We start from the raw sequence: 24,390 nt of genomic DNA, 5'->3' as shown, positions 1-24,390 counted from the left end.
CTGCCGACCGTACCGGTGGCCGCTGCAAGCGGCACGGTGCGGCGGCCGCTCCCGTCTGAGGAAAACATCATGAGCAAGCCCCTGCAGGGTGAAATCGCACTGGTCACCGGTGCCAGCCGTGGCATTGGCGCCGCCATCGCCGATCTGCTGGCCGCCCAGGGCGCCACCGTCATCGGCACTGCCACCACCGAATCCGGCGCCGCCGCGATCGGTGAGCGCCTGGCCGCCCACGGCGGTCACGGCCGCGCGCTGAACGTCACCGACGCCGCTGTGCTGGACAGCGTGCTCGATGGCATCGCCAAGGAATTCGGCCCGATCTCGATCCTGGTCAACAATGCCGGCATCACCCGCGACAACCTGCTGATGCGCATGAAGGACGAGGACTGGGCGTCGATCATCGACACCAACCTGACCAGCGTGTTCCGTACCAGCAAGGCGGTGATGCGCGGCATGATGAAGGCGCGCAAGGGCCGCATCATCAACATCGCATCGGTGGTGGGCGTGACCGGCAATGCCGGCCAGGCCAACTACGCGGCCGCCAAGGCCGGCATCATCGGCTTCAGCAAGTCGCTGGCCAAGGAAATCGGTTCGCGCGGTGTCACCGTCAATGTTGTCGCACCCGGCTTCATCGACACCGACATGACCAAGGCGTTGCCGGAAGAAGCGCGTACCGCGCTGATCAACGACATCGCCCTCGAACGCCTGGGTTCGCCGGAGGACATCGCCCATGCGGTGGCATTCCTGGCCAGCCCGGCTGCCGGTTACATCACCGGCGAAACCCTCCATGTGAACGGCGGCATGTACATGCCGTAAGCAAGGGGCGCAGGGATTGCGCCGCAAGTGGTTGATCTGCGGAGGTTTTTGCTGCAATGCAAGGCCGCGCCGGTTTCCACTACACTATCCCACGGCCATCGCCCTTGATGGCGACCACTTTTGAACCACAACTCCATCTGGAGCGAGATCCCATGAGCACCATCGAAGAACGCGTCAAGAAAATCGTCGTCGAACAGCTTGGCGTCAAGGAAGATGAAGTCACCAACAGCGCATCGTTCGTCGATGACCTGGGCGCTGACTCGCTGGACACCGTCGAGCTGGTGATGGCCCTGGAAGAAGAATTCGAGTGCGAGATCCCGGACGAAGAAGCCGAGAAGATCAGCACCGTGCAGGCCGCCATCGACTACATCACGGCCCACGTCAAGGCCTGATGTCAGACGGCAGTGCGCGCGGGTCTCCGCTCGCCGCGCACCGCACCCCATGGGGCCGCAGTTGCGGCCCCGTGTGTTTGAGCATCACACCGAAGCAAACCGTGTTACCCGATTGAACCTTCGGGTCAGGAGAATCAGCAATGAAGCGTCGCGTCGTCGTAACCGGCCTGGGTATCGTCTCGCCGTTGGGCAATGATCTGGCCAGCAGCTGGGAAGGCATCACCCATGGTCGTTCGGGCATCGGTCCGCTGACCAACGTTTCTGATGCCTATCTGGATCGGTTCACCACCAAGATTGCAGGTGAGGTCAAGGGCTTTGACATCACCGCCGACAATGAACTGTTCGGCAAGTACCGGGTCAGCGGCAAGGATGCCAAGAAGATGGACCCGTTCATCCATTACGGCCTCGGTGCCTCGTTCATGGCCCTGCACGACTCGGGCCTGGAGATCACCGACGCCAATGCCGAGCGCATCGGCGCCATTGTCGGCGCCGGCATTGGCGGCCTGCTCGGTATCGAAGAGCAGACCATCGAATTCCATGAGGGCAAGAAGATCTCGCCCTTCTACGTGCCCAAGACCATCATCAACATGCTGCCGGGCCAGCTGAGCATCATCGCCGGCCTGAAGGGGCCGTCGTTCTCGGCGGTGTCGGCGTGCGCGACCTCGAACCATTCGATCGGCACCGCGATGCGTATGATCCAGTACGGCGACGCCGACGTGATGGTGGCGGGTGGTGCCGAACGTGGCTCATCGCCGACCGCCGTGGGTGGCTTCTGCGCGATGAAGGCGATGAGCACCCGCAACGACACCCCGGAACAGGCCTCGCGCCCGTGGGACAAGGACCGTGACGGCTTCGTGCTGGGCGACGGCGCCGGCATCCTGATCCTGGAAGAGTACGAGCACGCCAAGGCCCGTGGCGCGAAGATCTACTGCGAACTGGCCGGCTTCGGCGCCAGCTCCGACGCGTACCACATGACCGCCCCGAGCGAGAACGGCGAAGGTGCCGCGCGCTGCATGGTCATGGCGATGAAGGACGCCGGCGTGACCCCCGAACAGGTGGGTTACCTCAACGCGCATGGCACGTCCACGCCGCTGGGTGACCTGGGCGAGACCATGGCGATGAAGACCGCTTTCGGCGACCACGCCTACAAGATGATGGTCAGCTCCACCAAGTCGATGACCGGCCACCTGCTGGGCGCGGCCGGCGGCGTGGAAGCGATCTTCTCGGTGATGGCGCTGCAGGACAACGTCATTCCGCCGACCATCAACCTGCAGCAGCCGGGCGAAGGCTGCGACCTGGACTACGTGCCCAACGAAGCACGCCAGGCCAAGGTTGACGTGGTGATGTCCAATGGCTTCGGCTTCGGCGGCACCAACGGCACGCTGATCTTCAAGCGCGTCTGACCGGGTTGTAGCGTCGGGCCATGCTCGACTGAACGTGCATTACGCACGAGGAGGCCGCCGCAAGGCGGCTTCCGTGCATCTGAATCCCTGAACTGGCCATCATGACCCACGCACCGCTGATCCACCCGCTGCCGCACCCGATCGATCTGCTGGCCCTGCAGCAGCACGACCCGGCACGCTTCCCGCTGCTGATGGAATCCACCGCCTCGGGCACCGCCCAGGGCCGCTGGAGCCTGCTGCTGGCCGCGCAGGGCGAGAGCCTGCGGCTGGATGCCGATGGCCAGGTGCGCGACCTGCAGGGTGCCGTGCAGCCCGGCACGTTCCTGCAGGCGCTGGATCGCGCCTGGCAGCACGAACGCCTGCCGCACGACGGCAGCCACAGCCTGCCGTTCCGCGGCGGCTGGGCGTTGATGCTGGACTACGAAGTGGCCAGCCAGATCGAACCGGTGCTGCCGGCGCGCGCGCGCGCGGACGGCCGCCCCACCGCGCTGGCGCTGCGTTGCCCGGCTGCGGTGCTGCACGACCACCAGAACGACGCCAGCTTCGTCATCGCCGAAGCCGGTGAGCAGGCCCTGCTGGAGGCGCTGGTGACCTTGGCGTCGCAGGCACTGCCGGAGGCTGGGCAGGGCTGGCAGCCGCCGCAGTCGGTGGGCGAGGATGCGCCGCAGCGCTTCACCGACGGCGTGCGCCGGGTGATCGACTACCTGCGTGCCGGCGATGTGTTCCAGGTGAACCTGTCGCGGCGCTGGAGCGCGCAGTTCGCTGCGCCGGTCAGCCCGCAGGCGCTGTACGCGCAGCTGCGCCGTGCCAACCCGGCACCGTTCGCCGGCTTGTTCAGCGCGCACGGCCGCCACGTGGTCAGCTCCTCGCCGGAGCGGCTGGTGTCGGTGCATGCCGGCCACGCGCAGACGCGTCCGATTGCCGGCACGCGTCCGCGCTTCGAGGGCGACGATGATGCCGCGCGCATCCAGGAGCTGGTCGGCCACCCGAAGGAGCGTGCCGAGCACGTGATGCTGATCGACCTGGAGCGCAACGACCTGGGCCGTATCTGCCTGCCCGGCACCGTGGTGGTCGATGAGCTGATGACCGTGGAGAGCTACGCGCATGTGCACCACATCGTCAGCAACGTCAGCGGCCACCTGCGCCCGGAGGTCACGCCCGGCGAGGTGATCGCCGCCACGTTCCCGGGCGGCACCATCACCGGCTGCCCCAAGGTGCGCTGCATGCAGATCATCAGCGAGCTGGAGCAGGTGCCGCGCGGTGCCTACACCGGCGCGTTCGGCTGGCTGAACCGCGATGGCGACCTGGACCTGAACATCCTGATCCGTACCGCCGAAGTGGATGGCCACGAGGTGAGCTTCCGCACCGGTGCCGGCATCGTGGTTGATTCGGACCCGGACAAGGAACTGGACGAGACCCGGGCCAAGGCCCGCGGCCTGCTGCGCGCGCTCGGCCAGCAGGGGTAGTGCCGGTGGGTGCCAGTGTTGTGGTGGGTGCCGACCGTTGGTCGGCACGCAGGCGCCACCCCGGTCATGACCCCAATCCATCGGCACGGTATCCTGCACGACGGAATCGAGTTCAGAGGTAGTCCATGGCGGGAGCCAAGCGCGGGTGTCTGTTCGTGGTAACGCTGGTGGTGGTGCTGGCCGCCGTCGTGGCCGGCGCGGGCGCGTGGTTCTTCTACCAGCAGACCCGCTTCGCCGATGCCCCGATCACCCCGACCGCCGAGAGCGTGGTCATCGCCAGCGGCGATGGCATGAACAGCGTGCTGCGCAAGCTGCGCGATGCCGGCGTGGACGAGGGCCAGGACGCCCAGTGGCAGCTGCTGGCGCGCCAACTCGATGCGGCCGGCAAACTGAAGGTGGGCGAGTATGCGCTCAGTGGCGAGCTGACCCCGCGCGAGCTGCTGCTGCGCATGCGCGCCGGCAAGGTGCTGCAGCACCGGGTCACGATTGTCGAGGGCTGGAACATCCGCCAGCTGCGTGCCGCGCTCAAGCGCGCCGAGCCGCTGCTGCACACCACCGACACGCTTGATGACGCCGCGCTGATGCAGCGCCTCGGCTTCGGTGGCCAGCACCCGGAAGGCCGCTTCCTGCCGGAGACCTACGTCTACCAGCGCGGCGACAGCGATCTGGACGTGCTCAAGCGCGCCCACGCCGCAATGGAAAAGGCGCTGGACGAGGCCTGGGAAAGCCGCGCGCCGGACCTGCCGATCAACACGCCCTACGAACTGCTGACGCTGGCCTCGATCATCGAGAAGGAAACCGCGCTGGCCAGCGAGCGCCCGCAGATCGCCGGCGTGTTCATGCGCCGCCTGAAGATCGGCATGCGCCTGCAGACCGACCCGACCGTGATCTACGGCCTCGGTGCTGCGTATGACGGCAACATCCGCCGTCGCGACCTGACCACCGACACCCCCTACAACACCTATACCCGTGCCGGCCTGACCCCGACCCCGATCGCCATGCCCAGCCGTGACGCGCTGATGGCGGCCGCGCAACCCGCGGCGGGCGATGCGCTGTACTTCGTCGCCGTGGGCGATGGCAGCGGCGCGCACGTGTTCTCGCCCAGCCTGGACCAGCACAACGCCGCCGTGGCGCGCTACCTGCAACAGCTGCGCCAGCAACGTACCCAGGAGACCCCGGCGCAATGAGTCCCGCGCTGCTTCGCCACCCGCGTTTCGTCAGCCTGGAAGGCGGCGAGGGCGCGGGCAAGACCACCGCCATCAATGCCATCCGTGAGTGCCTGCGCAGCCACGGCCACGAGGTGGTGCTGACCCGTGAACCGGGCGGCACGCCACTGGCCGAGCGCATCCGCGGCCTGGTGCTGAAACCCGATGCCGAGATCGCCGCCGAACCGCTCAGCGCCGAAGCCGAGCTGCTGCTGGTATTCGCCGCGCGCGCGCAGCATGTGCGCCAGGTGATCCAGCCGGCGCTGCAGCGCGGCGCCTACGTGCTGAGCGATCGTTTCACTGATTCCAGCTACGCCTACCAGGGCGGTGGCCGCGGCTTGGATCCGCAGTGGATTGCCGACCTGGAGCGCCGCGCGGTCGGCCTGCTGCCGGGCCTGACCCTGCTGCTGGACGTGGACGTGGCCGTCGGCCGCGCGCGCGCCAACGGTCGCGACCTGTGGCCGGACCGCATCGAGAGCGAGCAGGACGATTTCTTCCAGCGCGTGCGCGAAGTGTTCCGCAGCCGTGCGCAGCAGGACCCGCAGCGCTTTGCGTTGATCGACGCCGGCCAGGTGCAGGAACGCGTGGCCGCCGACGTGGTCGCGCGTGTCGAGCGCTGGCTGCAGGACGGGGAGGGCGCATGAATACCTTTTCACCGTGGCAGCAGCGCGCGTTCGACCAGACCGTGGCCGCGCTCGACGCCGGTCGCCTCGGTCATGGCCTGCTGATCTGCGGCCCGGCCGGGCTGGGCAAGCATGAGGTGGCGCTGGCGCTGGCCGACCACGTGCTGGCGCAGGGCGATGCAGCCCACGCAACGCGCACGCGCCAGCTGATCGCAGCGGGTACACACCCGGACCTGCAGCTGGTCAGCTTCATTCCGAACAAGAGCGGCGACAAGCTGCGTACCGAGATCGTCATCGAGCAGATGCGCGAGATCACCGACAAGCTGGCGCTGACCCCGCAGTACGGCGTGGCGCAGGTGGTGATCGTCGACCCGGCCGATGCGATCAACCGCTCGGCGGCCAACGCGCTGCTGAAGACCCTGGAAGAGCCGCAGCCCGGCCGCTACCTGTGGCTGATCAGCAGCGACCCGGCACGCCTGCCGCAGACCATCCGCAGCCGTTGCCAGCGCCTGGAGTTCAAGCTGCCGCCGCAGCACGAAGCGCTGGCCTGGCTGCAGCAGCAGGGCCATAGCGAGGCATCGGCGCGCGAAGCGCTGGAGGCCGCGCGCGGCCATCCCGGCCAGGCCGACAACTGGCTGCGCGAAGACGGCCTGAGCCTGCGCCGCGAAGTCGGTCGAGATCTGGAACAGCTGGTCACCGGCAAGACCGGCGCGGTGGAGCTGGCGCAGAAGTGGTGCGGTGACGACAACGCGGCGCTGCGCCTGCGCTTTGCCGCCGACCTGGCGCTGGCCCAGGCCAGCACCGATGCCTTGACCACGCCGGAGCGATTGCACAAGCTTGCAGCCTGGTTCGATGCGGCCAACCGCACCCGCGACCTGCTGCGCACCACGGTGCGTGCAGACCTTGCGGTGGTCGAGTTGCTGCTGGCCTGGAACAAGGTGAACGAGCGGCCTGCCGCAAGGGGAAATCGATGAGTGCCAGCAACGCCCGCCAGGGCATCCTGTCCCTGGCCGTGAAGGACAAAGCCGCGCTGTACAGCGCGTACATGCCGTTCGTGAAGAATGGCGGCATCTTCGTGCCCACGCCCAAGCGCTACTTCCTGGGCGACGAGGTGTTCCTGCTGCTGACCCTGCCCGATTCCAGCGAGCGCCTGCCGGTGGCGGGCAAGGTGATCTGGGTGACCCCGGCCGGCGCGCAGGGCAACCGCACCGCCGGCATCGGCGTGCAGCTGGCCGACGGTGCCGAAGGCGAGGGCGTGCGCCACAAGATCGAGACCCTGCTGGCCGGGCTGACCGGCTCGGACAAGCCGACCCATACGATGTGAGGCTGCGCGCGGAGCCTTTCTGTAGCGTCCGGCCATGCCCGGCTGCATGCCCCGAAACGCCCGTGAACACGAATGTGAAAAACTGTTGACGGCCTCTGAAAAGCCCCTATAATGAGCGGCTCAGCAACACACCGGGCGGTTAGCTCAGCGGTAGAGCATTGCCTTCACACGGCAAGGGTCACAGGTTCGATCCCTGTACCGCCCACCAAATAAAACCCTGATTTTTCAGGTGTTATGAAGAAGCCGGCCTTGAGCCGGCTTTTTCGTAAGCGCAGGATAAGTGCGCGCCATGTGGTGGTGCGTATGCAAAAATCCCGCAGGCAAATGAGCTGCTCTCTGCCTAGGGCCGAATCTCTGCCTAGGGCCGAAGGCTCAGGTAGAAGAAGAGTCTCAAGGACTGAATCGCACGTACCGTTCTTTCGTGGTTCGTGATATGTTCTTGGCGACCAAAAGGCTGCTAGACGGGTGATATGTAAGAGGGGCGTGTCCCCCACCTGTCTAGCGGCCAATTTTTTGCCCGGAGGTCATGGATGTCCCTCTGCTACGCGGTGCTCCTCGATGCTGGATTTCTTAAGTATCAATTGGGCAAGCCTGGTCATCCGATCGAGGCGTCTGATATTGAGCAGTTCATCGAGCGCGTGAAGAATCGCCCTGAGCTGACGGGCATGCTCCTTCACCGAATTTATTTCTATGATTCTAAGCCCCTCGAAGGAGCGGCGGTAAACCCTTTAGATGGCTCAGCCATCGATTTCGGCTCTAGTGATACAGCGTCGCGCAATCGCAGCCTGCATGCGCATGTTGCGCGCCTCCCCTTCTTCAGCATGCGCTTCGGCGAACTCTCAATGGAAGGTTGGGGGCTGAAAAAGCGCTTCTTGGATAAACATGCTGGTGAAGGGGCGATATCTGTTAGTGCTGTCGATCTCCGCCCGGTTGTTAAACAGAAGGGCGTGGATATGAGGATCGGACTCGATATCGCTAGTCTCACTTTGAAGAAGCACGTTGCCATGATTGTGTTGGCAACAGGCGATAGTGACTTCGTGCCAGCAATGAAATTTGCTCGACGCGAAGGCGCACAGATCATGTTGATTGTTCAGCGACATGGAATTAAGGAATCGCTTCGAGAGCACGCCGACATTGTAATTGATGATCTATAGGTCAATGCGAGTCCGGTAGACGCTGCTCCCACTCTCATTTTCCTGCAATTCGGATGTGAATAGGTTCGCTATGAAGAGCTTGGATGAGTACCTAGATTCTTATCTGGACGGAAGTTCTGATCCGGGCACCGCCGTGATGCTGATTGGTCACTGGGGTTCGGGGAAGACTCATTACATACAAGGCTATTTTCGTCGGCGCGCTGAGCAGAGCGCGGCGTCAGAAGCGCTTTTAAACTCGACTCCGCGAAAATGGTGGCACCTTCCCTTCCTGAAGAGTGACTCTAGAGTCAAGCCGGCTGCTACCTCGCCCACCCAGCACCTCTACGCTAGCTTTTTCGGTGCAGATAGTGCTGCGGCGATCTCTGACCAATTTCTTTCGCAACTATATCCGGTGTTGAATTCTACGCTCGGCAAAGTGCTGGGGGCTGCGGCGATTCGCGTCTCAAACATAGGGGTCCAGGTTGCCACAGCCGGAGCGGTAGCTGACGCGGCCCGCGAAGAAGATGCAAAAGCAATTACGCGATGGCTTAGTAATCCCAAGGGGCGCGTGCTCGTCTTCGATGATCTTGAGCGCGCAGGTATGCCAATCGAAATGTGCCTTTCGATAATCAATAGCTATGTAGAGCGAGATGGTCTCAAGGTGATCGTGTTGGCAAACGATGCAGAGATTAATGCCGATAGCGTCTATGGCCGTTGGAAAGAGAAGGCCATAGGAAAGACAGTTAAGGTGATCTCTGATCCCGGTGCTGTGTTGGATTCGCTGCTCTTGGAACTAGACGAAGGGCCTGTAAAGACGGCTGTGAAGGATGAGCGCGCTGCGCTGCTTGCCGTCATGGAGGTGTCCAAACTCGTCAACTACCGTAGCGTGCGGAGTTTAGTTTTTGATGCGCAGCGACTTCTGAAACTGCTCGATCGGCGCCTCCGCGATTCTAAGGCTGGGGTGCTGGAATTGCTGAAGTTCTCAATCGCTTTGGGTGGAGAGCTTCGCGCGGGAAGGCTTGAGCCTGAGGAAGTTGAGATCGTACAGCAATGTTTCGCAATTAGAGTCAAAGACAAAAGCAAAAGAACCGAGAGAGATCTATATATTTTGGACCTTGAGGAAAGGTTTGCATCGGTACTGGCGCTTGAATCTGTTGTACCTGCGTCGGGACTTGTCTCTTTTTGGCGCGTTGGCACTCTGGATGTTGAAGCTGCTAATGCAGCTATCCAGCAGAATGCGCTAGTAGTGGGCGTTCAGGCGCAGCCACCCTGGCAAAGACTGTGGGAACTACGACGGCTATCAATTAGCCGATATAACGAGGCTCGGGTGGACCTCTTGAAGTCGATAGATCAAAGGATGTTGTACGTTCAGGGTGAAATTCTGCACGTGGTCGGGATTGCATTGACGCTGGAGGACTTCGGCGTGGGCCTATTTCCTCAGTTCAAAGAGGTCAATCTTTGGGTTCAGCAGTACGCGTCAGACCCCGTCGTTTTTGATCGGCTTGAGCGCAGCGTGGGGTGGCTCGATGGAGCCGATTCCTACGCTGGACTTGGCTTCCACAAGCGCCGAGATCCAAGGTTCATGAGAGCATTTGAGTTGCTTGAGGAGCTAGTGGATCGGGCTGAGCAGAAGCGCCTATTGGCAGACGTGCCTGTGCTGCTAGCGCAGATTCGGAATAGGGACTATTCAAACATCTACTCGTTCGGTGCGCCTGGAAGCGTGGATGGGAAGCCATGGCTTCATCTCGTAGGTTCCGGCGAGCTGGCCGATCTGCTTTTGCATGACGGAGTGATGCAATCGCCGCTCTTGTCACTCTTGATCAAGCGCTACTCCGAAGACTCGCTGGCAAAGCTTCGCCTTGAATGGCGATCACTGCGTTTGTTGCGAGAGACCTTGCGTCAGCGGATTCGCCATTTACCTGATCCATTTCGCGCCATAGCTACCGAGACTGTGAGCGACGCTTCCAGTAGTCTAAGGAAGGGATTGGCGCAGGCGATCAATATTACTCGGAGACACGAAAACAGAGTGTTGCGGCGTAAGAGCCCGGCTTGAGATCTTACGGACGCGGCGGACTCCGCGAGCAGCTTCGCCTGGCCGGCCTCCTGCCCACCATCGGCCAGCAGGCCGATGGCGCCGCCGTGCGCCGCGCGCCAGAGGGCCGGTAGCGGGCGACCGTTTGCGTCCACCACGTCCGGCGAGAACTGCGCGCAGTACATTTCGTAGCGCTTGCCCACTGTGCTGCGGGGCACGATGCCGGCTTCGGCGAGCAGGCGTTCGGCTTCATCCAGTGTGCTGAACTTCAAGCGCAGCAGTGCCGGGCGGCTCAGTTGTTGTGCCAGCGCGTGCTGGTTGGCGGCGAACCAGACGTTCCAGCCAACGGTTGCGCGGCCTTCCAGTGCGGCCTTGAAGTACTCCAGGTGTTCGGCGTCCATCGCGGTCTCCTGCGCTCCCTGCGCGATTGTAGCGGGAGCATATGCGGGCCGGTCAGGCGTCGCCGCCGGAGAGGCAATGATGCGCCTCGCGCACCAGCTGGCGTGCGGCCACGATCAGTCCGTCGATATGGAAGGCGCCCAACTGTTCGTCTGGGCCGCCTTCGTTGCGCGCATGATCGGCGGCCTGCAGCAGATCGAGCAATGCGCCGAGCCCAGATAGCGAGCGGCGCAACGAAGCGTGATTGCTGGCGCCGAGGGTGAGGCTGATGCATGGCTGTCCGTCATCGCCGTCAGCATGGTTGATCGCATTGAGACGGGCGAAGAAAGTGGGCAGCTGCGCGGGCAAATTCTGTGCGTTCAGGGCGCACTCGATCTCGCGTGCGAGGTCTTCCGGCACATCGGTTGCGACGTCGCCGATCAGGGTGTGCAGGCGGGGATGGACGGCGGTGCGGTTGGTCATGGCGAAACCCTCACTGGCGTAGGGCCACCTTCAGGAGTGAAGGTGGCGGACGGTGCGGGTTGGCGTACCAAGGCAAACAAGCTTCAGGGGAGAAGAATGCCTGGCGGATCTGGCGATCCCCACGCACCGGCCGCCATTGAAGGCAGTCGGTGCATTCTCTCTGCTGCGATTGTTCCTGCAGCCCCTAAATCTTGTTTGTTTATTCGAGACGCCAATCCCGGCCAAGGCGTCTTGCCTCGGCGCAGCGATCATCAAGCCGGGCAATCACATCGGTCTGTGAGGAAAGTTCTCAACTGCCCCTAGGCAGGCCAGATGTTTCCCAATGTGTGCAGTCCAGCACCCGCGAGTAGTGCGGCCCATCACTGATGGCGCACATCGCCGCCCCTGTCGACCGTGCACGAGACGACTCCAGAGCGGCGCCGCCACGGCAATCGCGTCACCCCGCGCGGCGGAGGCGGGACCATGCCACGCATGGAGCCAGAGGGTTCCATCCCTGTGCTGTCCCACCGCCCTGAGCAGGCGTAGTCTCAGCCCATTGCCGTGCCCATCCACCCCGGAGTACACCATGCCGCTCGCCCGCATCGATCTTCGCAAAGGTAAATCCGCCGACTACCTGCAACGCGTCGGCGAAACCATCTACCAGGCCATGCGCGCGGTGGGCGTGCCGGAAAACGATCGCTTCCAGATATTCCAGGAACACGCGCCCGGCACGCTGATCTACGATCCCGGCTACCTGGGCGTGGACCGCACCGACGACTTCATCTGCATCCAGATCACCTGGAACGAAGGGCGCACGCTCGAGCAGAAAAACGCGTTATACCTGGGCATTGCCGATGGGCTGCATGCGGCGGTGGGCATCCGCCGCGAGGATGTGTTCATCAATCTGGTGGAGGTGAAGCGGGAAAATTGGTCGTTTGGTAATGGTGTGGCCCAGTACGTGAGTTGATGGGCAAAAAGCATCCACGCATGGCGTGGATCTACTGGATGGAGGGCGTGCGCGGGGGAGGACAGTCCTGCGTCACCGTGTCGCAGGGGGCAAACCCTGAACGGGGTCCAAGGTTGACCGTGGCCCCGTAGAATGGCGGCGTGCGTCGTTCTGCTCTCCACCGCCGGTTCCAGGCCCTGGCTTGGCTTGCCATGCTGCTGGTGCTGCTCGCCCCGCTGGTGAGCCGCTGGCTGGCGCATGGTCACGTGGTTGCCGCTGCGCCGGTGGCAGCCATGGACCACGCAATGCACGCAGAGCATGCGCAGCACCCGATGGAAGGGCACCACGACCATCACGCGATGGCGATGCCGCACGGCGACGCCGCAAGGAAACCGGCCGCCGATCCACATGCCGATCATGAGATGGGCGTGGACTGCGATTACTGCCTGATTGCTGCACGGCTGATCGCCCTGCTGGTGGCGGCAGTGCTGCTGTTGGCGCCGATGGCACTGGTGTGCCGCGCGTTGCGCGGTGCGGTGCAGACGTTGCCGCAAAGGATCAGCGGCACATTGGGAGCGCGTGGGCCGCCGGCTTTCATGGCCGCCTGAGCCGCACGCGCGTTGCACTGATCGTTTTTCCATGAGGTTGCCGGCCACGGCCGGCGCCCGCACGCGCGTGTTTGTCCCTTTCTGATTGCTGCCCTGCCATTGCGGGTGGCCTTGCATGCCGTGAAAAAATGAAAACGAACCCCAACGCCGCGTACCTGCGCCGGGCGACGCTGCCTGTCGCTTGCGCGTTGCTGCTGCACTCCGCTTCTGCCCTTGCCGCCGACGCGGCACCCCCGACCACGCTGGATACCGTGCGGGTGGTCGATACCCGCAGCGGCGAGCTGTCCTCCACCGCCAGCGCCGGCTCTGCATTGGGCCTGAGCGTGCTGCAGACACCGGCCAGCCTGACGGTGATTTCGCGCGAGCACCTGGAGCAGCGCGGCGACAGCAACCTCAACGATGCGATCAGCCGGGCAGGTGCGATCAGTGCGATGCCGCACCCGGGCAATGGCCTGAGTGCGCTGTCCAGTCGCGGCTTCACGGACGGTGCCTCGGTGATGCGGCTGTACGACGGGCTGCGCCAGTACGGCGGCGTGGGCATCACCTTCCCGTTCGATACCTGGTCGATCGAGCGCATCGAAGTGCTGCGCGGCCCGGCCTCGGTCATCCATGGCGACGGGGCGATTGGCGGCGTGATCAATATCGTGCCGAAGAAGCCCTCGCGCGGTGCCATCGAAAACGAGATCAGCATGACCGTGGGCAGCGAGGACACCGCGCGGCTGGGCTTCGGCAGTGGTGGCGCGCTGACGCCCGGGCTGGCCTACCGGCTGGATGTGAGTGGCAACTACAGCGGTGGCTGGGTCGACCGTGGCCGCAACAACGATGCGACGTTCTCCGGTGCGTTGCTGTGGCAGGCTCGCCCGGACCTGCAGCTGACGCTCACCCATGCGCAGGGCTACCAGCAGCCGATGCGCTACTTCGGCACGCCGCTGGTCGAGGGCCGCCAGCTGGAGGCGCTGCGCCACCGCAACTACAACGTGGACGACAGCGAGATCCGCTTCCGCGACCGCTGGACCCAGCTCGATGCACTGTGGACGCCAACCGCGAATGTGGAATGGCGCACGCGCGTCTACCAGATCGACAGCCAGCGCGATTGGCGCAACGCCGAGGCCTATGTCTACAACCCGCGAACCGGGTTGGTCGACCGCTCGGGCAACACCCAGATCACCCACAACCAGGACCAGACGGGGCTGACCTCGACGCTGCGCGTGCAGGGCAGCGTGGGTGACCTGCAGAACAGTTTTGCCGTGGGCCTGGATGCCAACCGCGCGCACTTCAAGCACACCAACAACACCTACACCGGCAGCTCCGGCCCGGTCGATCCGTTCCATCCGGTGCCGGGGCAGTTCGCCAGCGATGCGCCGAACCTGCCGCGCTACCGCAACCGGGCCGAGCAGTACGCGCTGTTCGTGGAGGACCGGTTGGCGCTGAGCGATCGCTGGTCGGTGCTGGGTGGGCTGCGCCACGACCGCGCGCGCATCGATCGCACCGATCTGATCAGTGGCCAGAAGGCGTTCTCGAAGACCTACAACAGCACCGGCTGGCGTGCAGGCACGGTATTTGCGCTGCAGCCGACGCTGAGCCTGTATGCGCAGTACTCGCAGGCGGCGGACCCGGTCAGTGGCCTGTTGATGATCAGCCCGGCCAACGGTGCCTTCGACCTGGCCAAGGGCCGGCAGATCGAGGTGGGCCTGAAGCAGGCCTTCGACGGTGGCGAGTGGACGCTGGCGGCGTACCGCATCCGCAAGACCGGGCTGCTCAGCCGCGATCCGCTGGTGCCGGATCGCCGCGTGCAGGTGGGCGCGCAGACCTCGCGCGGTATTGAAGCGTCGTTGACCTGGAATGTCGCGCCGCACTGGACGCTGGATGCCAACGCGACGGTGCTGACGGCCGAATTCGAGGACTTCCTGGAAACCACGGGTTCGCCGGCGGTGCTGGTATCGCGTGATGGCAACGTGCCGCCGAACGTAGCCGAGCGCCTGGCCAGTGTGTGGCTGGGCTGGCAGTTCGCACCGGACTGGAATGCGGCGGGTGGCGTTCGCTACGTCGGCAAGCGCTACGCTGACAACGCCAATACACTGGAGCTGCCCGGCTACAGCACCACCGATCTGGCACTGACCTGGCAGGCGGCACCGCGCACGCGGCTGTCCGCGCGGTTGTTCAACGTGTTCGACAAGGCGTACTACGCCACCGCGTACTACACCAGCACCCAGTGGCTGCTGGGGGCGGACCGGCGCGTCGAATTCACCGTCGACCATCGCTTCTGAGGGCGCTGGCGATGACGATGCGTTCCACCGCCAAGCGCTGGACCTACCTGGTGCATCGCTGGCTGGGCATCGGCGGATGCCTGCTGATGCTGCTGTGGTTCGTCAGCGGCATGGTGATGCTGTTCATTGGCTACCCGAAGCTGACGCCCGGCGAGCGGCTGGCGGCGTTGCCGGTGCTGGGTGAGGCCCGCGACCTGCAGGGGCTGTCGGTACTGCCTGCCGCCGTGCAGGCCGAGCCGGAGGCTGTGGCATTGACCACGCTACGCGGCGAGCCGGCGTATGTGGTGCGAAGTGGCAGCAACGTGGGCGCCTGGTCTGCCGTGACCGGCCAGGCCCTGCTGCCGGTGTCGGCACAGCGCGCCGAAGCATCCGTCGCACAGTTCGCCGGAGGCCCGGCCTTTGTGGGTGCGATGCGCGTGAATGAGGATCGTTGGACGCATTCGCGTGCACTGGATGCGCATCGGCCGCTGTATCGCGTCGAGGTGGGCGGTGCGCAGCCGGGCGACCTGTATGTGTCCTCGCGTACCGGTGAAGTCGTGCTGTACGCGCCGCATATGCAGCAGCGCTGGAACTATGTGGGCGCCTGGCTGCACTGGCTGTACTTCCTGCGCATGCAGTCGGTCGACCCGGTGTGGACGTGGGTGGTGATCGTGCTGTCCGCACTGTGCACGCTGGCGGCGGTCAGCGGCGTCGTGGTGGGTGTGTGGCGCTGGCGTTTCCGTGGGCACTATCGTTCCGGTGCGAAGACACCGTACGTCGAGCCGTGGATGCGCTGGCACCATCTGATCGGATTGTGTGCCGCGGCCTTCGTGTTCACCTGGATTTTCAGCGGGCTGATGTCGATGAATCCATTGGGCGTCTTCAGCAGCACGTATGCTGCGATCGACGGTGGACGCTATCGTGGCGGTGGATGGCGCGTTGGGCGATCCGGCGAAGCTTCTGGCGGTGGCCGATGCTGAGTGCTTCCGGCCAGTTGAGATCCAGTGGCGGCGCATCGGTGGTGAGCTGTTTGCGGTGCTGCTGGACGGGCAGGGCGAGACCCGCATCGTGTCCGGCAGCGACGAGCATCTGCAGGTTGCGCACTTGCTGCCGGCCGCGTGGCTGCAGCAGAAGGCGCGGGCGCTGTCCGCTGCGCCCATGCAGGGCTTCGTGGTGCAGCAGACAGCGGATGCCTACTTCTATCCGCGTGCACCGGAAGCCATGAACGGCGCAGCAGTGCGCCGCTTCCCGGTGGCCGTGGTGGACTTCGGTGATGCCGAGGCGACGCGCGTCTATCTCGATCTGGCTACGGGCGATCCGTTGCTGACGATGGGGCATCGCGAGCGGGTGGGGCGCTGGCTGTTCTACTACCTGCACAGCTGGGATCTGCCAGCGATGCTGCGCCAGGAAGGTGCCCGGCTGGCGGTGTTGCTGCTGCTGAGCGCTGCCGGCACCGCGCTGTGTGCCACGGCGACGGTGATCGGCTACCGGCGCGTGCGGATGAAGCTGCGCCGCAGGCGGAGTTGATGCGCCGCGCTACACCCGCAGCCAACGCGTGGACATCGCCACCAGCAACAAGGCCGTGGCCACGCAGATGAACGCGGCGATCAGGCCGAAGTGGTTGGCAGCAAAGCCGATCAGCGCCGGTCCGGCAAGGATGCCGGCAAAGCCGAGCGTGGACACGGCAGTGATGGCCAGCGCGCCGGGCATGCGGGTCTGGTGGCCGGCCAGCGAGAACAGTGCGGGTGCGATGTTGGCGCAGCCGAGGCCGACCAGCACATAGCCGAGCAGTGATGCCTGCCACGGCGTGACCAGGGTCAGCACCAGCACGCCCGCGGCGGCAAGCAACGCGCCGAACACGATCGCGCGCTGGCGGCCCACGCGTGCCACCAGTGCATCGCCGAACAGGCGCGCGACGGTCATGGTCAGGGTGAAGGTCACATAGCCGATGCCGGCAAGACTTCCATCGACGCGGCGCACGTCGCTGAGAAACACCGCGCTCCAGTCGAGCATCGCACCTTCGCCGAGGAACGCGACGAACGCCAGCACGCCGATGAACAGCACGATGCCGTGTGGCAGGGCCAGCATCGGTGTGTCGTGCGGCATCCGTTCGCTGTGCCAGTACGACGCCGACAGCAGCATCACCAGCAGCATGGCGCCAACGCCGATCAGCACGGACGCCAAGGGAGGCAGGTGAGCAGACAGCAGCACGGTCATGGTGGCCGCGCCGAGGAAGCCGCCGATGCTGAAGAACGCATGGAAGCCGGACATCATCACGCGCCGTGCGTCGCGCTCGACGATGACGGCCTGTACGTTCATCGTGCAGTCCATCGCGCCCACGGCGGCGCCGAACACGAACAGAACCAGCCCGAGTGTCCAGGCCGAGGCGGCCAGGGCCAGGCTGGGCACGGTCAGGCAGATCAGCAGACTGCTGGCCATCATCACCCGGCGGCAACCGAGGCGCGCGGTCAGCACACCGGACAACGGCATCGCCAGCAGCGAACCGGCACCGAGGCAGAGCAGCACCAGCCCCAGCGTGGCGTCGTTGATCCCGGTGCGTGCCTTGGCGAACGGCACCAGCGTGGCCCACAGCGCGGTGGCGAAGCCGGGAATGAAGAACGCAGCGCGGGTCGCGTGCTGTTCGGCACGCGCGCGGTTGGCAAGGGACATGAGCGGTACGGTCAGGGGGGAGTGGGGTGCACCGCGATGCCGGCGGCGCGGAAGCGTGCCGCCAATGCGGGCGGTGCGGTGGTGGTCAGCACCAGGTCGTCGATCTCGTCCAGGCTGGCGATCTGCCAGTGGCCGCGGGCACCGAGCTTTTCAGTAGTGGCGGCGATGATCATGCGGCTGCTGCACGCGACCATCGCGCGCTTCAGCGTGGCTTCTTCCGCATCCATTGCCCACACGCCGGTGTCGCCGTCCACCGCGCAGGGGCCGGGCAGGTACACATCGGCACGCAGGCGCTGCACCTGGGCCAGTGCTTCGGCACCGACCGCGCCGCCACCGCTGGCCAGGCGGCCGCCGATCAGCTGCACCGAGGTGCCATCGAGCAGGCTGGCGGCGGTGGCGATCTGTGGCGCATTGGTGATCACCGTCAGGCCGAGGGCGGCCGGCAACTGCTGTGCGATCACCAGGTTGGTTGAACCGGCATCGAGCAGTACGACCTGGCCGGGTTGCAGCAATGCGCAGACGCGGGCGGCCAGCTCGGCCTTGTCGCCGCGGTCGCGGGTCAGCCGCTCGCGCAGCGGGCGTTCCTTGGGCGGTGGCAGCACGGCGCCGCCGTAGACACGCTGGCACAGGCCCTGTGCGGCCAGTTCGCGCAGGTCGCGGCGGATCGAATCTTCGGAGACGGCATAGCGGCGCGCCAGCTCGGCGGCGACCACGCGGCCCTGCTGGCGCAGTTCCTCCAGGATCTGCCGGGTGCGCTGGGCGGGGAGGGGGCTGGGATCGGAGCTCATGCTGCAGGTCTGCATCTTCGTGCATCAACGTGCAACAACGTGCAACAACGTGCATTTGACCCGTGTGGACACAGGTCAACTGGACTGCCGGTGAATCTGGCCGCGGCCGTGTCTGTGGATCGCCCCCGCGGCCCGGCATCATGGCGTGGCGTTTGGCAAGGAATCCACGATGTCCCCCACCGTTCACCGCAAGCTGCGCATCGGCGCGGACCAGTACACCGGCCAGAAGGTGGTCGACCAGCAGTTCCACGAGTGCGATTTTTCAGGCGTGGACCTGACCGGCACCGAGTTCATCAACTGCAGTTTCTACGATGCCGGCAGCCGCGCCGGCTGCCGCTTCAATGGCGCCACATTGAAGGAGGCCAGCTTCCGCAGCTGCGACATCAGCATGTGCCACTTCAACTTCATCAAGGCGCTGGGCCTGGAGATCAGCGAGTGCCGCGCGCAGGGTGCGGATTTCAGCAACGCCAGCTTCATGAACCAGATCACCCCGCGCAGCGGGTTCTGCAGCGCCTTCATCAAGAAGTCGAACCTGCGCTATGCCAATTTCTCGCGGGTCACGCTGGAGAAGTGCGAACTGTGGGAGAACCGCTGGGACGGTGCAAACGTGAGCGGCGCCAGCTTCGCTGGCTCGGACCTGTCCGGTGGCCAGTTCGAGGGCATCGACTGGAACAGCGCCAACTTCACCGACTGCGACCTGACCCACTCGGAGCTGGGTGAGCTGGACCTGCGCAGCACCAATCTGCGTGGCGCCACGCTGGATGTCCAGCAGGTCGCGCTGTTGATGCAGCGCATCGGCATCACGGTGGTGCCGTAGGCATCAGCCGGCGTACGCCACCCAGCCCTTGAAGCTGAAGCCCGCATAGAACAGCTCCACGCCGTCGAAGCCGGCCTCCTGCAGCAGCGCCACTTCCTGTTCGGGCGCCAGCAGTGGCAGTCGCTCGGCAATGGCGTCGATCGCGCGCTGTGCATCGGCGTGGGCAACACCCGAGGCTTCGGCGAACGCGGTGTAGCGCTGCAACCAGCGCAGCTTGCCGTCCGGATCCTGCGGCACGCTGTGGTGGGCCACCACCAGCGGCGCGCCGGGCTGCAGGCGCCTGTGCAGCTCGCGCAGCGTGTGCAGGCGCTGCGCGGCGTCGAGGAAGTGCAGGGTCAGCAGGCAGCTGGCACCTTCGAAGCGCACGTCGGGGGCATCGTCGATGTAGCCTTCCAGCAACTGCACGCGCGACATCAGCGGGCCCAGTGTCTGCTCGGCCAGGGCCAGCATCGGTGCGGCCGGGTCCACGCCCAGCAGCTGCCAGCCCGGCTGCGCCTCGGCAAAAGCCTTCAGCTCCAGCCCGCCACCGGCGCCCAGCACCAGCACGCGGCCCTGCGCGGGAACGTGTTCGGCCAGCAGCAGGCGACTCATCTGCTGCAGCGCGAGGAAGCCCGGCACCTGGCGCAGCGGGCCCTCGGCATAGCGGGCAACGGCCTGCGGGTCGGAGAACGAGGACATGCGCGGATTCCTGCAGCAGGGGACATACCACTGTAGCGCGGCGCGCAAGAGGCATTGCGCGCCGCTGCCGCACAGGCAGGGCAGGACTCAGGCCGCCGCGGCCTCAAGCACGTCTTCCAGCCGCACCTCGCCGAGGAAGCCACCGCTGCTGGTAGCCGGCCGCTGTGCTTCGATGGCGTGGGCGAACTGCACGCCGGCGTCGTCCTGCAGGCGCTCGAACAGCTGCTGCACCCTGGGGAACTCGCGGCGGTCGACCACCTGGTGGTAATCGTTCCAGCGGCCGATGCCGGCGAAGTAGGCGTCGGCGAAGCTGCGCTGCTCGCCCAGCAGCCACGGGCCTGTGCTGAGCATCTGCTCCAGCGCCTGGTGGGCCTGGCGCACCTTGGTGGTGCCATAGGCACGCAGCGCCTTGCCGTCATCGCCCTCGGCGTGTTCCAGCGCGTGCCAGAGCGGGGCGTAGGCACCGAAGAAGCTGGTGTTGAGATAGGCCAGCCGATGGTTGAGGCGATCGAAGCTGGAGGTGCCCTGTGCGAAGCCCAGCCCCTGTGCGATGCCCTTGGCGGCCAGGTGGTTGAGGATGGCCAGGCTCTCGCTGAGCAGCTCGCCCTGCGCGGTTCGCAGCGTCGGGGTTTCGCCCAGTGGATTGAGGCGGCGGTAGTCCTCGCCCTGCACCTGGCCGGGCATGTCGATGCGGCACAGGTGATACGGCTGGCGCAGCCACTCCAGCGCAACGATGGAGCCGAACGAGCAGCCCGAGGGCACGCCGTAGAAGAGAATCGGGGTCATGGCAGGTTTCCGGTTCAAGCCGCGATGCGGCGGGTGAGGAAAGCGTGCCTGCGTGGACATTGCCCCGGAAGCGGTTCGAATGGCATCCTGAAGTCCATACCTGTGGACGTTGTGCATGCTCAACCTCAACGATCTGGCCCTGTTCGTGGCCGCAGTGGAGCAGGGCGGTTTTGCAGCAGGCGGACGCCATCTGGGCCTGCCGCGCTCGACGTTGAGCAAGCGCGTGGCGCTGCTGGAAGAACACCTCGGGGTACGGCTGCTGCAACGCAGTTCGCGGCGCTTCGCGCTGACCGAAGTCGGCCAGGCGTTCTTCGATCGCGCACGCGCGGCGTTGTCCGAGGTGGAGTCCGCCGAGGCCATTGTCCGTGACCGCCAGGCCGAACCGAGTGGCACCGTGCGCATCAGCGCTTCGATTCCGGTGGTGCAGGGCGAGCTCGCCGCGTGCCTGCCCGCGTTGGCCCGCCGCTATCCGCGGCTGCGCATCGAAGTTGAAGTGAGTGATCGTTTCGTCGACCTGGCGCAGGAAGGCATCGACATTGCCTTGCGCAGCCACTTCGGTCCGCTGCCGGATTCCGGTCTGGTGCAGCGCTCGCTGAGTAGAGAACGCATCGTGCTGGTGGCGTCGCCTGGCTATCTGGCAGCCGCGCCAGCAGTGGATACGCCCGAGCAGCTACGCGCGCATGCCGGCCTGCTGACGGCGCGCCACGCAACGCGCTGGACACTGCACGGCACCGACGCCCGCACCGTGCAGGTGGAACCGCAGGTTGCGCTGGTCGGCAATGAATCGCAGCTGCTGATCGCGGCGGCCGAAGCGGGCCTTGGCATCACGGTGTTGCCGCACAGCCTGTGTGCCACAGCGATTGCGGCCGGCCGCCTGCAGCAGGTCCTGCCGGCGTGGCATGCCGGCGAAGTGACCACCAGCGTGCTGCTGCCGCATCGTCGTGGACAGTTGCCGGGCGTGCGCGCGGTGGTGGATGCGCTGGTCGCGCATTACCAGCTCAACGCAGCGCCAGCGCCCAGGGAAAAAGGCGACGGAGGGGATTAGGTCGTTTCGGGCACAGTAGGGCCGATTACGACTTAATCCCCTCCGTCCCCTTTTTATGAGGCGTCCTGGAACAGGTTCGTGACGGCATAGTCGATGAACACCCGCAGGCGTGCACTGGGATGGCGCCCACCGGCCCATAGCAGCGAGAACTGCCCCTGGTGCGTGGGCAGCGCAGGCAGCACCCGTTGCAGGCGGCCGTCGGCCAGCGCGTCGGCGGCGAGGAAGTCAGGCATCCAGGCCAGGCCCATGCAACCGATCGCAGCGGCCAGCACGGCTTCCATGTTGTTGCAGGTCATCGCCGTGGAAAGGCGCGCCCCGGCGTCGCCTTCGATGCCCGGCAGCTGCCACGGATGCAGCTTTCCGGTGGTGGGGTAACGGAAGCGCAGCGCGGTGTGCAGGCGCAGGTCGCCTACATCGCCGGGAATGCCGTGCGCCTTCAGATACCCCGGTGCCGCACAGAGGATGAAACGAAAGCCGCCCAGTCGCCGTGCGGTCAGGCTGGAATCGGCCAGTTCGCCGCTGCGTATCACCGCGTCCAGCCCTTCGCTGACCACGTCGACGATGCGGTCATTGAACTCCAGTTCCAGCTGCACCTGGGGGTAGCGTCGCTGGAATCCGGGCAACACCGGGAGCAGGAAGCGGTAGCCGATGGTGGGCAGGCCGATGCGCAGCAGCCCACTGGGAGCGTGCTGTCGTTGCGCCAGGTCCGCCTGCGCTTCGGAAAGTTCATCCAGTGCGCGGCGGCAGCGCTGCAGCAGCAGTTCGCCTTCGTCGGTGAGGTGCACGCGGCGGGTGGTGCGCTGGAACAAACGGGTGCCCAGGTTCTGTTCAAGGCGGGCGATGCGCTTGCCTACCGCCGAGGCGGACAGGCCGAGTACGCGGGCAGCGCCGACGATGCTGCCGGCCTCTGCGGTTCGGACGAAGGCGAGCAGGGCAGAGATGGAGTCCATGACCGACATGATTGCGGAACATATGGCCGCAATCAACGTCCATAGAGCCTGTTTTTCAGGAATAACGGCCCGCCCATCATCAATGCCCCTGATGGATGGAGGCCCGCATGGCCCCGGTTTCGATGCTCCCTGTACCTGCCCAGACGCCGCAACGCTGGACGCTGCTTGCGGTTTGCCTGGCCGCGCTGGCGCTGCCGTTGTCCTTCACCGCCGGCGCCGTCGCGGTGCCGGTGCTGTCCCGCTCCTCAGTGGCATCGCCCACTGCGCTGGCCTGGGTGACCAACGCCTTCATGCTCACCTTCGGCAGCCTGCTGCTCGCTGCCGGTGGCTTGGCTGATCGCCATGGCCGACGGCGGATGTTCCTGCTGGGCACGGCCGGCTTCACCGTCGCGACGGCCGCTGTATGCCTGTCGCCTACGCTGCTGTGGCTGGATCTGGCGCGCGCTCTGCAGGGCGTTGCCGCTGCCGCAGCGCTGGCCTCGGGCACCGCTGCGCTGGCGCAGGGCTGGCAGGGACCGAGGCGTGCCCGTGTCTTCGCCCTGCTGGGCACGACATTCGGTGCGGGCCTGGCGCTGGGGCCGCTGCTCGCGGGCCTGCTGCTGCAGGCGCTGGGCTGGCGCAGCGTGTTCGCTGCGGGCGGTGTGCTGACGTTGGCGGCGTTCGCACTGGCCGCGCGCGCGTTGCCCGAAAGCCGGGGCGAGCGCGGACGGCTGGACATCGCCGGCATGCTGGGCTTCAGCCTGATGCTGGCGGCATTGACCCTGGCCCTGCTGTGGCTGGGCGAGTACGGCCTGCACGCCGGTCGCGTGCAGCTGGCGCTGTTGGCGACGCTGCTGTTGGGCGGCGCGTTCGTCTGTACCGAACGGCTGCATCCTTCCCCGTTGCTGGACCTCTCACTGTTCTGGCAACCGGCGTTTCTCGGCGTCCAGCTGCTGCCGGTGGCGACCTGCCTGGGCTACGTGGTGCTGCTGGTCGTGTTGCCTCTGCAACTGCTGGGCGTGCATGGCCAGAGCACGACGCTGGTGGGACTGCAGATGCTGGCGCTGTCCGCGCCGATGCTGGTGCTGCCGATGCTGGCTGCGCGCTGGGCGGAGCGCGTTGGAAGTGCGCGGCTGTGCACGCTGGGACTGCTGGTCTGTGCCTCTGGCCTGTACCTGTTGTCGCGCCACGCATCGCAGCCGTCGCCCTTGCAGTGGGTGCCGTTGCTGATGCTGGTCGGTGCAGGGACGGCCTTGCCATGGGGCCTGATGGATGGGCTGTCGGTGAGCGTGGTGCCGGTACAGCGTGCGGGCATGGCCGCCGGCATCTTCGGAACCGTGCGGGTAGCGGGCGAAGGCATCGCCCTGGCCGCAGTGACGGCGCTGCTGGCGATGCTGGCCGACCAGCAGCTGCATGGGGCATCGCCCTCGTCGTTGGCACGCGCCGGTGCCTATCTGGCGAGCGGGTCCCAAGACCAGGCGGCGGCACTGCTGCCGGCGATGAGCGGTGAGCAGCTGCAGCAGGTCAGCGCCAAGGCGCTGGCAACACTGCTGCGTGTACTGGCACTGCTGACGGCTGTGTGTGCTGTGTTGTTGCACCTGTTGCTGCGGAAACGCAAAGGCACGTTGGCCGAGCATACGGCGTAG

21 protein-coding genes, 1 tRNA gene and 3 pseudogenes are annotated in these 24,390 nt (G+C 65.6%); 18 read left to right on the top strand and 7 right to left on the bottom strand.

The genetic code is table 11. The features are described 5' to 3' along the window. Nucleotides 1-69 precede the first annotated feature (69 nt). The 11 genes and pseudogenes from fabG to AC5P5V_RS03350 all read left to right on the top strand — a co-directional run. Nucleotides 70-813 (top strand): 3-oxoacyl-ACP reductase FabG, encoded by a 744-nt coding sequence (fabG, locus tag AC5P5V_RS03400; protein ID WP_134968952.1) that lies wholly within the window; start codon nucleotides 70-72, stop codon nucleotides 811-813. 152 nt (nucleotides 814-965) lie between these two features. Beyond that, the gene (gene acpP, locus AC5P5V_RS03395; RefSeq protein WP_061480516.1) at nucleotides 966-1,205 is read left to right on the top strand and encodes an acyl carrier protein; all 240 of its coding nucleotides are present in this window, start codon (nucleotides 966-968) and stop codon (nucleotides 1,203-1,205) included. A gap of 140 nt (nucleotides 1,206-1,345) precedes the next feature. Next, entirely contained in the window at nucleotides 1,346-2,608 is a 1,263-nt protein-coding gene (fabF, locus tag AC5P5V_RS03390) for a beta-ketoacyl-ACP synthase II (protein ID WP_134968951.1), read from the top strand. 101 nt (nucleotides 2,609-2,709) lie between these two features. After that, a complete protein-coding gene (locus AC5P5V_RS03385) occupies nucleotides 2,710-4,074 on the top strand; it encodes an aminodeoxychorismate synthase component I (protein ID WP_061480514.1) in 1,365 nt (454 codons plus the stop codon). A 125-nt stretch (nucleotides 4,075-4,199) separates the two neighbouring features. Beyond that, nucleotides 4,200-5,261 carry an endolytic transglycosylase MltG gene (gene mltG / locus AC5P5V_RS03380; RefSeq protein ID WP_061480513.1) on the top strand — a complete coding sequence of 354 codons (1,062 nt, stop codon included), beginning with the start codon at nucleotides 4,200-4,202 and terminating at the stop codon, nucleotides 5,259-5,261. After that, a complete protein-coding gene (gene tmk / locus AC5P5V_RS03375; RefSeq protein ID WP_134968121.1) occupies nucleotides 5,258-5,923 on the top strand; it encodes a dTMP kinase in 666 nt (221 codons plus the stop codon). Before mltG ends, tmk begins: the two co-directional genes overlap by 4 nt. Next, nucleotides 5,920-6,876: a DNA polymerase III subunit delta' gene (locus tag AC5P5V_RS03370; protein WP_134968120.1), complete on the top strand. Its 957-nt coding sequence runs from the start codon at nucleotides 5,920-5,922 to the stop codon at nucleotides 6,874-6,876. Before tmk ends, AC5P5V_RS03370 begins: the two co-directional genes overlap by 4 nt. After that, nucleotides 6,873-7,226, top strand: coding sequence for a PilZ domain-containing protein (locus AC5P5V_RS03365; RefSeq protein ID WP_005412452.1), 354 nt, complete (start codon nucleotides 6,873-6,875; stop codon nucleotides 7,224-7,226). The genes AC5P5V_RS03370 and AC5P5V_RS03365 overlap by 4 nt, the downstream gene beginning before the upstream one ends. Nucleotides 7,227-7,359: 133 nt before the next feature. Continuing rightward, a tRNA-Val gene (locus tag AC5P5V_RS03360) sits at nucleotides 7,360-7,434 on the top strand. Between the two features lie 322 nt (nucleotides 7,435-7,756). After that, a complete protein-coding gene (locus AC5P5V_RS03355) occupies nucleotides 7,757-8,380 on the top strand; it encodes an NYN domain-containing protein (protein ID WP_080291746.1) in 624 nt (207 codons plus the stop codon). Between the two features lie 70 nt (nucleotides 8,381-8,450). Further along, a pseudogene (locus tag AC5P5V_RS03350) lies at nucleotides 8,451-9,143 on the top strand (P-loop NTPase fold protein); the annotation flags it as partial. A 1,115-nt stretch (nucleotides 9,144-10,258) separates the two neighbouring features. Here AC5P5V_RS03350 and AC5P5V_RS03345 read toward each other — a convergent pair. Further along, entirely contained in the window at nucleotides 10,259-10,792 is a 534-nt protein-coding gene (locus AC5P5V_RS03345) for a hypothetical protein (protein ID WP_231352584.1), read from the bottom strand. Nucleotides 10,793-10,844: 52 nt separating this feature from the next. Continuing rightward, nucleotides 10,845-11,252, bottom strand: coding sequence for a hypothetical protein (locus tag AC5P5V_RS03340; protein ID WP_134968577.1), 408 nt, complete (start codon nucleotides 11,250-11,252; stop codon nucleotides 10,845-10,847). 565 nt (nucleotides 11,253-11,817) lie between these two features. Here AC5P5V_RS03340 and AC5P5V_RS03335 point away from each other — a divergent pair. From AC5P5V_RS03335 to AC5P5V_RS03320, 4 genes and pseudogenes are all read left to right on the top strand, one after another. Further along, on the top strand, nucleotides 11,818-12,198 hold the full coding sequence (locus tag AC5P5V_RS03335) for a tautomerase family protein (RefSeq protein WP_134968576.1): 381 nt from the start codon (nucleotides 11,818-11,820) through the stop codon (nucleotides 12,196-12,198). Between the two features lie 191 nt (nucleotides 12,199-12,389). Further along, nucleotides 12,390-12,785 (top strand): DUF2946 family protein, encoded by a 396-nt coding sequence (locus AC5P5V_RS03330; RefSeq protein WP_134968575.1) that lies wholly within the window; start codon nucleotides 12,390-12,392, stop codon nucleotides 12,783-12,785. A 128-nt stretch (nucleotides 12,786-12,913) separates the two neighbouring features. Further along, nucleotides 12,914-15,052 (top strand): TonB-dependent receptor, encoded by a 2,139-nt coding sequence (locus AC5P5V_RS03325; RefSeq protein ID WP_231352585.1) that lies wholly within the window; start codon nucleotides 12,914-12,916, stop codon nucleotides 15,050-15,052. A gap of 11 nt (nucleotides 15,053-15,063) precedes the next feature. After that, nucleotides 15,064-16,558: pseudogene (locus tag AC5P5V_RS03320) on the top strand (PepSY domain-containing protein). Between the two features lie 9 nt (nucleotides 16,559-16,567). Here the strand turns inward: AC5P5V_RS03320 and AC5P5V_RS03315 are convergent. Continuing rightward, nucleotides 16,568-17,701: an MFS transporter gene (locus AC5P5V_RS03315; RefSeq protein ID WP_134968573.1), complete on the bottom strand. Its 1,134-nt coding sequence runs from the start codon at nucleotides 17,699-17,701 to the stop codon at nucleotides 16,568-16,570. An 11-nt stretch (nucleotides 17,702-17,712) separates the two neighbouring features. Then, nucleotides 17,713-18,489: a DeoR/GlpR family DNA-binding transcription regulator gene (locus AC5P5V_RS03310; protein WP_231352586.1), complete on the bottom strand. Its 777-nt coding sequence runs from the start codon at nucleotides 18,487-18,489 to the stop codon at nucleotides 17,713-17,715. A 169-nt stretch (nucleotides 18,490-18,658) separates the two neighbouring features. Between AC5P5V_RS03310 and smqnr the strand changes: the two genes are divergently transcribed. Next, complete coding sequence (gene smqnr, locus AC5P5V_RS03305) at nucleotides 18,659-19,306, top strand: SmQnr family pentapeptide repeat protein (protein WP_134969377.1); 648 nt, start codon at nucleotides 18,659-18,661, stop codon at nucleotides 19,304-19,306. Between the two features lie 3 nt (nucleotides 19,307-19,309). On the opposite strand, the gene AC5P5V_RS03300 is transcribed toward smqnr, so the two are convergent. Together AC5P5V_RS03300 and AC5P5V_RS03295 are read right to left on the bottom strand one after the other, a co-directional pair. Then, on the bottom strand, nucleotides 19,310-19,984 hold the full coding sequence (locus AC5P5V_RS03300) for a class I SAM-dependent methyltransferase (protein ID WP_134969376.1): 675 nt from the start codon (nucleotides 19,982-19,984) through the stop codon (nucleotides 19,310-19,312). An 87-nt stretch (nucleotides 19,985-20,071) separates the two neighbouring features. Next, complete coding sequence (locus AC5P5V_RS03295) at nucleotides 20,072-20,770, bottom strand: glutathione S-transferase family protein (RefSeq protein WP_134969375.1); 699 nt, start codon at nucleotides 20,768-20,770, stop codon at nucleotides 20,072-20,074. A gap of 115 nt (nucleotides 20,771-20,885) precedes the next feature. Here AC5P5V_RS03295 and AC5P5V_RS03290 point away from each other — a divergent pair, with 115 nt between their 5' ends. Beyond that, on the top strand, nucleotides 20,886-21,815 hold the full coding sequence (locus AC5P5V_RS03290; RefSeq protein ID WP_134969374.1) for a LysR substrate-binding domain-containing protein: 930 nt from the start codon (nucleotides 20,886-20,888) through the stop codon (nucleotides 21,813-21,815). A gap of 25 nt (nucleotides 21,816-21,840) precedes the next feature. Here AC5P5V_RS03290 and AC5P5V_RS03285 read toward each other — a convergent pair. Next, a pseudogene (locus AC5P5V_RS03285) lies at nucleotides 21,841-22,765 on the bottom strand (LysR family transcriptional regulator). Between the two features lie 107 nt (nucleotides 22,766-22,872). Between AC5P5V_RS03285 and AC5P5V_RS03280 the strand changes: the two are divergent. Then, nucleotides 22,873-24,390: an MFS transporter gene (locus AC5P5V_RS03280; protein WP_231352587.1), complete on the top strand. Its 1,518-nt coding sequence runs from the start codon at nucleotides 22,873-22,875 to the stop codon at nucleotides 24,388-24,390.

The organism is Stenotrophomonas sp. YJH_SMC_130 (genome assembly GCF_059369035.1).
Note: the sequence above shows the minus strand (reverse complement) of the source record. Positions and strands in the feature narration are given on the sequence as shown.

Excerpts from the sequence above, each read along its gene's own strand:
- AC5P5V_RS03300 (WP_134969376.1), bottom strand. The coding sequence starts at position 19,984 with ATGTCCTCGTTCTCCGACCCGCAGGCCGTTGCCCGCTATGCCGAGGGC.
- AC5P5V_RS03370 (WP_134968120.1), top strand. The coding sequence starts at position 5,920 with ATGAATACCTTTTCACCGTGGCAGCAGCGCGCGTTCGACCAGACCGTG.
- AC5P5V_RS03315 (WP_134968573.1), bottom strand. The coding sequence starts at position 17,701 with ATGTCCCTTGCCAACCGCGCGCGTGCCGAACAGCACGCGACCCGCGCT.
- tmk (WP_134968121.1), top strand. The coding sequence starts at position 5,258 with ATGAGTCCCGCGCTGCTTCGCCACCCGCGTTTCGTCAGCCTGGAAGGC.
- AC5P5V_RS03280 (WP_231352587.1), top strand. The coding sequence starts at position 22,873 with ATGGCCCCGGTTTCGATGCTCCCTGTACCTGCCCAGACGCCGCAACGC.
- AC5P5V_RS03290 (WP_134969374.1), top strand. The coding sequence starts at position 20,886 with ATGCTCAACCTCAACGATCTGGCCCTGTTCGTGGCCGCAGTGGAGCAG.
- AC5P5V_RS03310 (WP_231352586.1), bottom strand. The coding sequence starts at position 18,489 with ATGAGCTCCGATCCCAGCCCCCTCCCCGCCCAGCGCACCCGGCAGATC.
- AC5P5V_RS03365 (WP_005412452.1), top strand. The coding sequence starts at position 6,873 with ATGAGTGCCAGCAACGCCCGCCAGGGCATCCTGTCCCTGGCCGTGAAG.
- acpP (WP_061480516.1), top strand. The coding sequence starts at position 966 with ATGAGCACCATCGAAGAACGCGTCAAGAAAATCGTCGTCGAACAGCTT.
- AC5P5V_RS03335 (WP_134968576.1), top strand. The coding sequence starts at position 11,818 with ATGCCGCTCGCCCGCATCGATCTTCGCAAAGGTAAATCCGCCGACTAC.
- AC5P5V_RS03385 (WP_061480514.1), top strand. The coding sequence starts at position 2,710 with ATGACCCACGCACCGCTGATCCACCCGCTGCCGCACCCGATCGATCTG.
- fabG (WP_134968952.1), top strand. The coding sequence starts at position 70 with ATGAGCAAGCCCCTGCAGGGTGAAATCGCACTGGTCACCGGTGCCAGC.
- AC5P5V_RS03345 (WP_231352584.1), bottom strand. The coding sequence starts at position 10,792 with ATGGACGCCGAACACCTGGAGTACTTCAAGGCCGCACTGGAAGGCCGC.
- AC5P5V_RS03355 (WP_080291746.1), top strand. The coding sequence starts at position 7,757 with ATGTCCCTCTGCTACGCGGTGCTCCTCGATGCTGGATTTCTTAAGTAT.
- smqnr (WP_134969377.1), top strand. The coding sequence starts at position 18,659 with ATGTCCCCCACCGTTCACCGCAAGCTGCGCATCGGCGCGGACCAGTAC.
- AC5P5V_RS03295 (WP_134969375.1), bottom strand. The coding sequence starts at position 20,770 with ATGACCCCGATTCTCTTCTACGGCGTGCCCTCGGGCTGCTCGTTCGGC.
- fabF (WP_134968951.1), top strand. The coding sequence starts at position 1,346 with ATGAAGCGTCGCGTCGTCGTAACCGGCCTGGGTATCGTCTCGCCGTTG.
- AC5P5V_RS03340 (WP_134968577.1), bottom strand. The coding sequence starts at position 11,252 with ATGACCAACCGCACCGCCGTCCATCCCCGCCTGCACACCCTGATCGGC.
- AC5P5V_RS03330 (WP_134968575.1), top strand. The coding sequence starts at position 12,390 with ATGCTGCTGGTGCTGCTCGCCCCGCTGGTGAGCCGCTGGCTGGCGCAT.
- AC5P5V_RS03325 (WP_231352585.1), top strand. The coding sequence starts at position 12,914 with ATGAAAACGAACCCCAACGCCGCGTACCTGCGCCGGGCGACGCTGCCT.
- mltG (WP_061480513.1), top strand. The coding sequence starts at position 4,200 with ATGGCGGGAGCCAAGCGCGGGTGTCTGTTCGTGGTAACGCTGGTGGTG.